Annotated in this window: 12 protein-coding genes; 7 read left to right on the top strand and 5 right to left on the bottom strand. The window is 71.7% G+C overall.

Translation table 11 applies throughout. The features are described from left to right. The first annotated feature begins 267 nt into the window (after positions 1-267). Positions 268-1,374, top strand: a complete 1,107-nt coding sequence (locus ACFRIC_RS21100) for a threonine synthase (RefSeq protein ID WP_382787826.1) — start codon at positions 268-270, stop codon at positions 1,372-1,374. A 296-nt stretch (positions 1,375-1,670) separates the two neighbouring features. Here ACFRIC_RS21100 and ychF read toward each other — a convergent pair whose 3' ends face one another. Further along, a complete protein-coding gene (gene ychF / locus ACFRIC_RS21105) occupies positions 1,671-2,759 on the bottom strand; it encodes a redox-regulated ATPase YchF (protein ID WP_361685992.1) in 1,089 nt (362 codons plus the stop codon). Between the two features lie 305 nt (positions 2,760-3,064). On the opposite strand from ychF, the gene ACFRIC_RS21110 reads away from it, so the two are divergent. Further along, positions 3,065-3,538, top strand: a complete 474-nt coding sequence (locus ACFRIC_RS21110) for a DUF6542 domain-containing protein (protein WP_382787828.1) — start codon at positions 3,065-3,067, stop codon at positions 3,536-3,538. Between the two features lie 164 nt (positions 3,539-3,702). Here ACFRIC_RS21110 and ppgK read toward each other — a convergent pair whose 3' ends face one another. After that, positions 3,703-4,452, bottom strand: a complete 750-nt coding sequence (gene ppgK / locus ACFRIC_RS21115) for a polyphosphate--glucose phosphotransferase (protein ID WP_382787830.1) — start codon at positions 4,450-4,452, stop codon at positions 3,703-3,705. 29 nt (positions 4,453-4,481) lie between these two features. Then, positions 4,482-5,486: a 4-hydroxy-3-methylbut-2-enyl diphosphate reductase gene (locus tag ACFRIC_RS21120; RefSeq protein ID WP_382787832.1), complete on the bottom strand. Its 1,005-nt coding sequence runs from the start codon at positions 5,484-5,486 to the stop codon at positions 4,482-4,484. 101 nt (positions 5,487-5,587) lie between these two features. On the opposite strand from ACFRIC_RS21120, the gene ACFRIC_RS21125 reads away from it, so the two are divergent. The 4 genes from ACFRIC_RS21125 (at position 5,588) to ACFRIC_RS21140 (ending at position 9,454) form a co-directional block, all read left to right on the top strand. Then, positions 5,588-6,961, top strand: coding sequence for an APC family permease (locus ACFRIC_RS21125; protein ID WP_382787834.1), 1,374 nt, complete (start codon positions 5,588-5,590; stop codon positions 6,959-6,961). A 153-nt stretch (positions 6,962-7,114) separates the two neighbouring features. Beyond that, complete coding sequence (gene xseA / locus ACFRIC_RS21130) at positions 7,115-8,323, top strand: exodeoxyribonuclease VII large subunit (RefSeq protein WP_382787836.1); 1,209 nt, start codon at positions 7,115-7,117, stop codon at positions 8,321-8,323. Positions 8,324-8,332: 9 nt separating this feature from the next. After that, positions 8,333-8,581, top strand: a complete 249-nt coding sequence (locus tag ACFRIC_RS21135; protein WP_382787838.1) for an exodeoxyribonuclease VII small subunit — start codon at positions 8,333-8,335, stop codon at positions 8,579-8,581. A 282-nt stretch (positions 8,582-8,863) separates the two neighbouring features. Continuing rightward, the gene (locus ACFRIC_RS21140) at positions 8,864-9,454 is read left to right on the top strand and encodes a malonic semialdehyde reductase (RefSeq protein WP_382787840.1); all 591 of its coding nucleotides are present in this window, start codon (positions 8,864-8,866) and stop codon (positions 9,452-9,454) included. A gap of 94 nt (positions 9,455-9,548) precedes the next feature. Here ACFRIC_RS21140 and ACFRIC_RS21145 read toward each other — a convergent pair whose 3' ends face one another. Continuing rightward, a complete protein-coding gene (locus tag ACFRIC_RS21145) occupies positions 9,549-10,067 on the bottom strand; it encodes a DUF4245 domain-containing protein (protein WP_382787842.1) in 519 nt (172 codons plus the stop codon). Positions 10,068-10,192: 125 nt separating this feature from the next. On the opposite strand from ACFRIC_RS21145, the gene glpX reads away from it, so the two are divergent. Next, positions 10,193-11,224: a class II fructose-bisphosphatase gene (gene glpX, locus ACFRIC_RS21150; protein ID WP_326785733.1), complete on the top strand. Its 1,032-nt coding sequence runs from the start codon at positions 10,193-10,195 to the stop codon at positions 11,222-11,224. A 165-nt stretch (positions 11,225-11,389) separates the two neighbouring features. Here glpX and ACFRIC_RS21155 read toward each other — a convergent pair whose 3' ends face one another. Further along, complete coding sequence (locus ACFRIC_RS21155) at positions 11,390-11,761, bottom strand: WhiB family transcriptional regulator (RefSeq protein WP_328671196.1); 372 nt, start codon at positions 11,759-11,761, stop codon at positions 11,390-11,392. Positions 11,762-11,893: the final 132 nt, after the last annotated feature.

Consider the following 11,893-nt stretch of genomic DNA (forward strand, 5'->3'; position numbering starts at 1 on the left):
GCATCGTACGCACGGCACGGGCGGAGCGGTGACGGAGGCCGACCGGACGGTGACCGGGGCGCGGGCGAGGGCCGTGACGGGCGTCGTGACAGGGGTCGGCCGGGCGCCGGCCGGACCACGGACGGGGCCGCGGCACGGACCCATCGGACAACGGCCGGAGCACGGGCGAGGGCCGCGGCAGGGATCGACCGGACGACGGCCGGAGCACGGACGTGGCCGGGCCCTCGGGAACGCCGCGCCCCGCGGTCGCGCGTCTAACCTGCACCTATGACTGCACTGCCGGACTGCTTCTGCCCGACGGACGGCACGCGCGTCCCCGCCGGCTCGCTCGCCTGGTGCTGCCCGGTCTGCCGCGGCCCGCTCGACCTGGACTTCTCGCCGACACCGGCTCCCCTGGCGTCCCTGACCGGCCGGGTGAACTCGCTGTGGCGGTACGCGGAGTGCCTGCCGCTCGCCGCGCCCACGGTCAGCCTCGGCGAGGGCCGTACCCCGCTGGTCCCGCTGCGCGAGGGCGTGCTCGCCAAGCTCGACTTCCTGATGCCGACGCTGTCGTTCAAGGACCGCGGGGCCGTGCTGCTGGCCGAGCTGGCGCTGCGGCTCGGACCCCGACAGGTGCTCGCGGACAGCAGCGGCAACGCGGGCACGGCCGTCGCCGCCTACTGCGCCCGGGCCGGGCTGCCGTGCACGGTGTACGTCCCCGAGGGCACCTCGGCGAAGAAGCTGGAGCAGATCGAGGCGCACGGGGCACGACTGCGGGTGGTCGACGGCGACCGCGAGGCGACGGCACGCGCGGCCCGTGAGGCGGCCGACGAGGACGGCGTGTTCTACGCCTCGCACGTCTTCAACCCGTACTTCCTGCACGGCACGAAGACGTACGTCCACGAGCTCTGGGAGGACCTGGGCGGCCGCCTGCCGGACGCCGTCGTGGTGCCGGTCGGCAACGGCACGCTGCTCCTCGGTGCCGCCCTCGCCGTGGCCGAGCTGCACGCGGCGGGGCTGATCGACAAGAGGCCGGCCCTGTACGCCGTACAGTCCGCCGCGGTCGCCCCGCTGGCCCGCGCCTGGTCCGAGGGCGCGGACGACCTCGTCGGCGTCACCCCGATGGCGCCCACGTTCGCCGAGGGCATCGCGATCCCGCACCCGCTGCGGGCCCGCCAGATCCTGAGCGCGGTGCGCGCCTCCGGGGGCGCCTTCCTGACGGTGACGGAGGACCAGATCCGTCACGCGCAGACGGACCTCGCGGGACGCGGCCTGTACGTGGAGTCGACGGGCGTGGCCTGCTGGGCGGCGGTCCGCGAGGGCGCGCTCGGCCGCCGGGAGGCGGTGGTGCCGCTGTGCGGCGCCGGCGTGAAGACGGGCCTGGCCCGGCCCTGAACACCCTTCGGGATTCAGCGACTCCCGTACCCCACCCGCCGTACGCCGCTCACAAAGGCCAGGCGGCCAGCAGGTCCCCCTTAGTAACCACCCTCGCCCGGTTCCTCGCGGGAGACGCCGGGTCGTCCACGGGGGACACCGGTCCACGGTGTACGAGACCTGACCGCTCCCCGACCCCACGTCACACCATTCGGCACCCGTCCGGCGCGGGGACGGCGAAGGGGCCGGACTCGACAGAGTCCGGCCCCTTCCGGCCCGCACGTTCGACTCGGCCGCCGACGTGCGGGCATGCACGACTACACGTTGAAGCGGAACTCCACCACATCGCCGTCCTGCATGACGTACTCCTTGCCCTCCATGCGGGCCTTGCCCTTGGCGCGGGCCTCGGCGACCGAGCCGGTCTCGACCAGGTCGGCGAAGGAGATGACCTCGGCCTTGATGAAGCCCTTCTGGAAGTCGGTGTGGATCACACCGGCGGCCTCGGGGGCCGTCGCGCCCTTCTTGATGGTCCAGGCGCGGGATTCCTTCGGGCCGGCCGTCAGGTAGGTCTGCAGGCCGAGGGTGTTGAAGCCGACGCGGGCCAGCGTGGCCAGGCCCGGCTCCTCGGCGCCCACCGACTCCAGGAGCTCCAGGGCGTCCTCCTCGTCCAGCTCGGCGAGGTCCTGCTCCAGCTTGGCGTTGAGGAAGATCGCCTCGGCGGGGGCGACCAGGGCGCGCTGCTCGGCCTTGAAGTCCTCGTCGACCAGCTCGTCCTCGTCCACGTTGAAGACGTAGAGGAACGGCTTGGTCGTGAGCAGGTGGAGGTCGTGCAGCAGTTCCTCGTTGCCGGAGCCCTGGACGATGCCCGCGGAGAACAGGGTGTCGCCCTTCTCCAGGATCTCCTTGGCCGCCTCGACCGCCGCGACCTTGGGCGCGATGTCCTTCTTGATGCGCGACTCCTTCTGGAGGCGCGGCAGGACCTTCTCGATCGTCTGGAGGTCGGCGAGGATCAGCTCGGTGTTGATCGTCTCGATGTCGTCCTTGGGCGAGACCTTGCCGTCGACGTGCACGACGTTCTCGTCCTTGAACGCACGGATGACCTGGCAGATCGCGTCCGACTCACGGATGTTGGCGAGGAACTTGTTGCCCAGGCCCTCGCCCTCGCTCGCGCCGCGCACGATGCCCGCGATGTCGACGAAGTCGACGGTCGCCGGCAGGACGCGCTGCGAGGAGAAGATCTCGGCCAGCTTGGTCAGACGCGGGTCGGGGACACCGACCACGCCGACGTTCGGCTCGATCGTGGCGAACGGGTAGTTGGCCGCGAGCACGTCGTTCTTGGTCAGGGCGTTGAACAGGGTCGACTTGCCGACATTGGGCAGACCGACGATTCCGATCGTGAGCGACACGTTGCGACTTCCCGTACGAGAGGATGGGCGAAGGGCCCTCCAGAAGAGCGGGCCGATCCACCAGTCTACGGCGTGGCCCGCCCCCCGCCCGCGAGGTATCGAACGCATGGCCAAGCTCTTTCCACGGCCTCGCCTTCGGCCGGTCTCCGGCGTGTCCGATGAGCCGTTCCACACATAAAACGACCTAAGTTGGTCCAGTGGAGCAACACAGGACGCGTCCCCCTCAGTACAGACCGCGACGCGGAGCACCTGTTCCGGCCCAGGCCGGACGGGCGGCGAACGGCGGTGTCCGACGGGACGGCCCGGTGGCGCGGCGGCCCGTGCCCGCGGCGGCCGGACAACCGCGCCGTTCCTCGCGTCCCCGGCTGACCGGGCTCGGGGGCGGCCTGTTCTGCGGCGCGTCGATGTTCGCGCTGGCCTGCCTGGACCACCTGCTGTTCGGCGGGTCGGCCACGGTCTACGGGGTGCTGTTCCTGCCCGTGTGCGTGCTGACCGCGCTGTGGGTGCGGCCCGGCGACCTGGTGACGGCCCCCGTGGTCCTGCCGATCGCCTTCGCCTGCGGGCTGCCGCCGATCACCGACGACGGCGGGGGCGGGCTCGGCGGCTTCTTCATGGGCCTGGTCACCACGCTGGCCCTGCAGGCGGGCTGGCTGTACGGGGGGACGCTGGCCGCGGTCCTCGTCGTGACGCTCCGCCGGATCCGTCTGATGTCGCGGCGCCGGGCCGCCCAGCGGCGCGAGCGGGCACGCGCCGTACCGCCCGGCAGACAGGCCCGCTGACGGCCCGTCGAAGGCCCGCGTACCCGACCGGCCGCCCGCCGCCCGCCCGCCCGCCCGCGGACAGGCGGGCTGACGGGCCTCGTACCGCTGTCCGTGGACGGCGGGCGGGCGGCCCTCGTCATGTCGGCCGGCGCCCTCTCCTGCCGTCGGGAGCGGTGTCGCCGCTAGCGGCCGATCTGCGCGGCCCGCATCGCCGCGCCCACGATCCCGGCGTTGTTCTGGAGCTGCGCCGGAACGATCTCCGCCTTGATGCCCTCGATCAGCGGCAGGAACTTCTCGGACTTGCGGCTGACACCGCCGCCGATGATGAACAGCTCGGGGGAGAACAGCATCTCGACATGGGCGAGGTACTTGGAGACACGGCGCGACCAGTGCTCCCAGGTCAGCTCGTGGTCGTCCTTGGCCTTGGTGGAGGCCTTCTTCTCGGCGTCGTGGCCGTTCAGCTCCAGGTGCCCCAGCTCGGTGTTCGGGACCAGCTCGCCGTCCGTGAACACGGCGCTGCCGATGCCGGTGCCGAAGGTGAGCAGGATGACCGTGCCCCGGCGGCCCTTCCCCGCCCCGAACTCCATCTCCGCGACACCCGCCGCGTCGGCGTCGTTCAGCACGGTCACCGGCAGACCGCCCAGCCGCTCGCCGAGCAGCGCGCCCGCGTCGGTGTCGATCCAGGACTTGTCGACGTTCGCCGCCGTACGGATGGTGGAACCGCCGGTCACCACACCGGGGAACGTGATCCCCACCGGGCCCGTCCAGCCGAAGTGGTCGACGACTTCCTTCACGCCGTCGGCCACCGCGTCGGGCGTCGCCGGGTGCGGGGTGAGCACCTTGCAGCGCTCCTCCGCGAGGTCCCCGCGGTCAAGGTCCACAGGGGCACCCTTGATCCCGGATCCGCCAATGTCCACACCGAAGATCTTCATGGCCCTACGTTACGACGTACGGCTGAATGTCACTTCCCGGACGGCCCACCCGTACGCGCCTCCACCAGAGCGGCCGCCTCCGCGCGCAGGTCGCGGCGCAGCTCCTTGGGGAGCGAGAACGTGATGGACTCCTCGGCGGCCTTGACGATCTCCACGTCCTCGAAGCCGCGCCCGGACAGGAACTCCAGGACCTGCTCGACGAGGACCTCGGGGACGGAGGCGCCGGAGGTGACACCGACCGTGGTCACGCCCTCCAGCCAGGCCTCGTCGATCTCCTCGGCGAAGTCCACCAGGTAGGCGGCGCGGGCACCGGCCAGCTTGGCTACCTCGACCAGCCGGACCGAGTTCGAGGAGTTGCGCGATCCGACCACGATGACCAGCTCGGCCTCCGCACCCATCTGCTTCACGGCGAGCTGGCGGTTCTGCGTGGCGTAGCAGATGTCGTCGCTCGGCGGCGAGATGAGGAGCGGGAACTTCTCCTTGAGGGCGTCGACCGTCTCCATCGTCTCGTCGACGGAGAGGGTGGTCTGGGAGAGCCAGACGACCCGGGAGGGGTCGCGGACCTCGACCTTGGCGACGTCCTCGGGGCCGTCGACCAGGGTGATGTGGTCGGGCGCCTCGCCGGAGGTGCCGATGACCTCCTCGTGGCCCTCGTGCCCGATGAGGAGGATGTCGAAGTCGTCGTTGGCGAAACGGACGGCTTCCTTGTGGACCTTGGTGACCAGCGGGCACGTCGCGTCGATGGTGGCGAGCTTGCCGGCGGCGGCCTCGTCGTGGACGACGGGGGCGACGCCGTGCGCCGAGAACATGACGATGGACCCCTCGGGGACCTCCGCCGTCTGCTCGACGAAGATCGCGCCCTTCTTCTCCAGCGTCTGCACGACGTACTTGTTGTGGACGATCTCGTGACGGACGTAGATCGGGGCCCCGTACTGCTCGAGGGCCTTCTCGACGGCGATCACGGCGCGGTCCACGCCCGCGCAGTAGCCACGGGGGGCGGCGAGCAGGACACGGCGGCCAGGCGAAGCGGTCATGCCCCCATCGTAAGGCCGCGTCCGGCGGGTCGGGGATCGCCTCCTCGGAGAGACTGTGGACAGCCGCTGGGGGTGGGACCAGGCGATTCCCGGGAGGCACGATGTCCGAAGCACCGGCCACCGCCGAGGCGGACCCCGCCGGGCGGGGGCTGCGCCGCAGCCTCGGCTTCCGGGACCTGGTCGTCTACGGCCTGCTGTTCATCGCGCCGATGGCGCCCGTCGGGATCTTCGGGACGCTGGACGCGAGGTCGCACGGGGCGGTCGCGCTGGTGTACGTCGTCGCGACGGCCGCCATGGCGTTCACCGCCTTCAGCTACGCCCAGATGGTCCGGGTGGTCCCCCAGGCCGGTTCGGTGTTCGCCTACGCGCGCGCGGGGCTCGGCCCGGCGGCCGGGTTCGTCGCCGGGTGGATGGTGATGCTGGACTATCTGCTCATCCCGGCGGTGGCCTATCTGTTCTCCGGGATCGCGATGAACGCGCTGGTCCCGGAGGTGTCCCGGTGGGTGTGGACCACGCTCGCCGTCCTCGTCACGACGTCCCTCAATCTCCTGGGGGTCCGCACCGCGGCGCGCGTCGGCTTCCTGGTGCTCGCGACGGAGATCGTGGTCCTCGTCGTCTTCGTCGTGGCGGCGGCCGTGGTGCTCGCGCGCGACGGCGCGCACCGCGACTGGCTGTCCCCGCTGTCGGGTGACGGCACGCAGGGCGCGTTCGCGCTGTCGGCCGTGATCGGCGCCGTCTCGGTCGCCGTCCTGTCCTTCCTGGGCTTCGACGCGATCGCCTCCTTCGCCGAGGAGGTCACGGGCGGTTCGGAGAAGGTCGCCCGCGCGGTGCTGTTCTGTCTCGTGCTCGCGGGTGTGCTGTTCGTGGCGCAGACCTATCTGGCGGCGCTGCTGGAGCCGCTGCCGTCCGCGCGGCTCGCCGCCGACCCCGCGCTCCAGGGACCGGCGTTCTACGACGCCGTGGACGCCGCCGTCGGCTCGTGGCTGCACAACCTGGTCGCCGTGAGCAAGGCGGTCGGCGCGGCCTTCGCGGCGCTGGCCGGGCAGGCCGCGGCCGGGCGGATCGTCTTCGCGATGGCCCGCGACCGGCGGCTGCCGCGGGCGCTGGCGCGGACCGGGTCCGGGGTGCCGCGCGCGGCACTGCTGTGCGCGGCGGTGATCACGACGGTCGCCGCCGTCTGGGCGGCGCGCCGCGACGACGGCCTGGACAAGCTGGTCTCGGTGGTCGACATCGGCGCGCTGACCGCGTTCACGCTGCTGCACGCGTCGGTGGTGGGCTGGTTCGCCGTACGGCATCTGGGCGGGCCCGTGGTGTGGTGGCGGCACGTGCTCCTGCCCGTACTGGGGGCCGCGATCACCGTCGCGGTGATCGCCGAGGCGTCGGGAACGGCCCAGGTGACGGGCCTCGTGTGGCTGGCGGCGGGGCTGGTGGTGCTGTTCGCCCAACGGGGGCGGGCTGGGGCCGCGACGGGGTAGTCCCCGACCGGGGGCGGCACCCCACCCGACGGGGGCCGGACCGTGCACGGCCAGGGGCCGGACCGCTGCGGACGGCCGCGAGCCGTGGCCGACGGCCTCGAACCGTGGCGGACCGCACGGGCGTTGTCGGTGGGGCCCACTACGCTCGGGCGCATGGCTCTCAACACGTCCGCGGACGCTCCGCTGCCCGTCGGCGAGGTGTCACGGCTCATCGGGGGATGGATCGACCGGCTCGGCGCGGTGTGGGTCGAGGGGCAGATCACCCAGTTGTCGCGGCGCCCCGGCGCGGGCGTCGTCTTCCTGACGCTGCGCGACCCGTCGTACGACATCTCGGTGAGCGTGACCTGCTACCGACAGGTCTTCGACGCGGTCTCCGACGTCGTGAGCGAGGGCGCCCGGGTGGTGGTCCTCGCCAAACCGGAGTGGTACGCGCCGCGCGGGCAGCTCTCCCTGCGCGCCACCGAGATCAAACCGGTGGGAGTGGGAGAGCTCCTGGCCCGTCTCGAACAGCTCAAGAAGTCGCTGGCGGCCGAGGGGCTGTTCGCGGCGGAGCGCAAGAAGGCGCTGCCGTTCCTGCCGCAGCTCATCGGGCTGGTGTGCGGGCGCGCGTCGGCGGCCGAGCGTGACGTGCTGGAGAACGCGCGGCACCGCTGGCCCGCCGTCCGCTTCGAGGTGCGCAACGTCGCCGTGCAGGGTGTCCACGCCGTACCGCAGGTCGTGCAGGCGGTGAAGGAGCTGGACGCCCTCGAAGAGGTCGACGTGATCGTCGTGGCGCGCGGCGGCGGCAGCGTGGAGGATCTACTGCCGTTCTCCGACGAACAGCTCGTCCGCGCGGTCGCGGCCTGCCGTACGCCGGTCGTGTCGGCGATCGGGCACGAGCCGGACAGCCCGCTGCTCGACCTCGTGGCGGACCTGCGGGCCTCCACACCGACGGACGCCGCCAAGAAGGTCGTGCCGGACGTCGGCGAGGAGTACGAGCGGGTGCGGTTCCTGCGGGACCGGGCGCGGCGCTGCGTCCAGTCGTTCATCGACCGCGAGGAGCGCGGCCTCGCGCACGCGCTGGCCCGGCCCTCGATGGAGGATCCGCACCGGATGATCGACGAGCGGGCGGACCAGGTGTCCGCCCTGCTCGACCGGGGGCGGCGCACCCTCGGCCATCTGCTGGACCGCGCGGACTCGGAGCTGACGCACACCCACGCGCGCGTGGTGGCCCTCTCCCCCGCGGCGACCCTCCAGCGGGGGTACGCGGTGCTGCAGCGGGCCGACGGTCATGTGGTCCGGGACCCGGCCGAGGTGGCGGCGGACGAGACGCTGCGGGCGCGGGTCGCCGAGGGTGAATTCACGGTTCGAGTCGATGCATAGGGTGGGCGCATGACCAGCAAGGTGGACGAGGCGCTCGGGTACGAGCAGGCACGGGACGAGCTGATCGAGGTCGTACGCCGTCTGGAGGCGGGCGGTACGACCCTGGAGGAGTCCCTGGCGCTCTGGGAGCGCGGCGAGGAGCTGGCCAAGGTGTGCCGGCGCTGGCTGGAGGGCGCTCGGGCCCGTCTGGACGCGGCCCTGGCCGAGGAGTCCGCGGAGGGGGAAGGCGCCGAGGGCGCCGGTTCCGGATCCGAGTGAGGTCCGGCGCCTGCTCGAGGTGACGTGCGGTGCCGCGACTCCGGGTGACGAGCGGCCCCACGTCCTCGTGACGGGCGCGTCCGCGGCGGGGTGACGTCCTTCTCCGATTCCGAGTAGCTGCAGCGGGGCCCGCGAGACGGCGGGCCCCCTTTTTTCGATCCCTCCGCCTGTGAAGCGGATCACCACGCCCCGCTTTTGGTTGAACTTTAAACCTCCTCGACGTACTGTCGTACTCGCCAACAGATCCCCCCGGATCCACCGCACATACCGAGAAGGTTCTTCATGTCTCTCGTCCTTGACCCCACCGCTCAGGACCTGCTGTTCCGCGAGGCCCGCACGGCGAACACCTTCACCGACGAGCCGGTGACCGACGAGCAGGTTCAGGCGATCTACGACCTGGTCAAGTACGGCCCGACCGCCTTCAACCAGTCGCCGCTGCGCATCACCCTGGTCCGCTCCCCCGAGGCCCGTGAGCGTCTGGTGCAGCACCTCGCCGAGGGCAACCAGGCGAAGACCGCCGCCGCCCCGCTGGTCGCGATCCTCTCCGCGGACAACGAGTTCCACGAGGAACTGCCGGCGCTGCTCCCCCACTTCCCCGCCGCCAAGGACATGTTCTTCTCCGAGCGCCCGGTCCGTGAGAGCGCCGCCGCGATGAACGCCGCGCTCCAGGCCGCGTACTTCATCATCGGCGTCCGCGCCGCCGGCCTCGCCGCGGGCCCGATGACCGGCGCCGACCTCGCCGGTGTCCAGAAGGAGTTCCTGGACGACGACCACACCCCGCTGATGATCGTCAACATCGGCAAGCCGGGCGAGGACGCCTGGTTCCCGCGCTCCCCGCGCCTCGAGGCCGACCAGGTCATCACGACCGTCTGACCGACGGCACCAGCGAACGAGAAGGGCCCCCGGCGCGCCGCCGGGGGCCCTTCTCCATGCCTTGGGGGTTCTGCGGCGGCCGTACCGGTCGCCGCTAGGAGGTCTTCAGGGACTCCGCCATCTTCACCAGCGTGCCGAACGACCCGGTGCCGGTCACCACCGTCGTGGAACCCTTGCCCTCCAGGACGAGGGCGTCGTAGTGGTCGCCCTCGTAGCGCCGCCAGGTCCGGTCGCCGATGCGCTCGGTGGCCTTCGTCTGCCGGGCGCCCTGGCTCGCCGTGTCGATGAACACCGCCGGCCGCTGAGTGGACTGCTCGACCGCCACGTACTGACCGTCGGGGGCACGGAAGCCCAGATGCCAGGCGTCGAACTCGCTGCCGTCGTACCGCACCGAGGTCGCCTTCCACGCCGACGGCAGACCCTCGGGCGCCGCCACGGGATAGCTCGCCGCACGGCGAGCCGTCAGCAGCTCGACCTGATAGTCGACACGCTTGAGATCGGGCTCGGAGTCGTCATGCGGAATGAAGATGTAGATGACACCCGCCATGAGCGAGATGAGGCCCAGGGAAAGAATCATGTCCCGGACCGACTGCTTGCCTTTCATACCTGCCACGCCCCTATCGTCGCAGGTGCCCTGGCCTGCTCATCCGTGGGCCCCCCTGCTCATTTTGCAAGCCTGGCGATAGAGTCGGGGCACACCCTCATCCGGCCGTCGTCGTATCAGAAAGGTGCGTGTCGATGACCGAACATCATCTGCCCTCCGAACTCGAAGTCCCGTCGGAAGCCCCCGACCGCAACCTCGCCCTCGAACTGGTGCGTGTCACCGAGGCCGCCGCGATGGCCGCGGGCCGCTGGGTCGGCCGGGGCGACAAGAACGGCGCCGACGGCGCCGCCGTCCGCGCCATGCGCACCCTCGTCTCCACCGTCTCGATGAACGGCGTCGTCGTCATCGGCGAGGGGGAGAAGGACGAGGCCCCGATGCTCTTCAACGGGGAGCGCGTGGGCGACGGGACCGGTCCCGAGTGCGACATCGCCGTCGACCCGATCGACGGGACCACGCTCACCGCCAAGGGCATGACGAACGCGATCGCCGTGCTCGCGGCCGCCGACCGCGGCACCATGTTCGACCCGTCCGCGGTCTTCTACATGGACAAGCTGGTCACCGGCCCCGAGGCCGCCGACTTCGTCGACATCAACGCGTCCGTGGCGGTGAACATCCGCCGGGTCGCCAAGGCCAAGCGGGTCACGCCCGAGGACGTCACGGTGGTCATCCTCGACCGCCCGCGTCACGACGGGATCATCAAGGAGATCCGGGAGACCGGCGCGCGCATCAAGCTGATCTCCGACGGCGACGTCGCCGGCTCCATCCTCGCGCTGCGCGAGGGAACCGGCATCGACCTGCTGCTCGGCATCGGCGGCACGCCCGAGGGCATCATCTCGGCCTGTGCCGTCAAGTGCCTCGGCGGCACCATCCAGGGCAAGCTGTGGCCGAAGGACGACGAGGAGCGGCAGCGGGCGATCGACGCCGGGCACGACCTCGACCGCGTCCTGACCACGAACGACCTGGTCTCCGGCGAGAACGTCTTCTTCGTCGCGACCGGGATCACCGACGGCGAGCTGCTGCGCGGGGTGCGCTACCGCTCCGAGACGGCGACGACCGAGTCGATCGTGATGCGCTCCAAGTCGGGCACGGTCCGCCAGATCCGGTCCGAGCACCGGCTGAGCAAGCTGCGTGCGTACAGCGCGATCGACTTCGACCGCGCCAAGTAGGACCACCGGCCCTGCCGGCCGGGCGCCCACACGGCGCGAAAGGGGCGCCCCTTGTGCGGAGGGGCGCCCCTTTTCCGTGTCGGCACCCCCGGGCGGGTCCACGTGCCCCGGGCGGGCCGCCCCTGGGCACGCGGAGACGCCCGGGGCCCGGCCTTCCCGGGTGGGTCAGCCGGCCGCGGCTATCGTGCCGCGGGCGGCCTTCTTCAGTTCCAGGTCGCGGCGGCGCCGCCTGGCGAGCACGACGCGGCGCTCGGCGGCGGTCAGTCCGCCCCAGACGCCGTACGGCTCGGGTTGCAGCAACGCGTGTTCGCGGCACTCGACCATGACCGGACAGCGGGCGCAGACGCGCTTGGCCGCCTCCTCACGGGAGAGACGTGAAGCGGTCGGCTCCTTGGAGGGAGCGAAGAACAGGCCGGCTTCGTCACGCCTGCACACCGCCTCCGTGTGCCATGGCGCTTCCTGATCCCTGTCCCGCACGGGCGCCCGCTGGGCCGGAACGGCAGCTACCTGCAGGGACTGATGCGGCGGTTGCAGCACGGTCTACTCCTGACGACGGCTTCGCGAGCGTGCCGGGCACCGGGGAAGTTCCACAGCGCCCTCCAAGAGACGATGCAGCAAGCCCTACCCGCTGTGCGCGCGCCTATGCACTGCGTGCCGAAGCCCGGCCGT

It is taken from the genome of Streptomyces sp. NPDC056738, assembly GCF_042790435.1.
GTDB lineage: Bacteria > Actinomycetota > Actinomycetes > Streptomycetales > Streptomycetaceae > Streptomyces.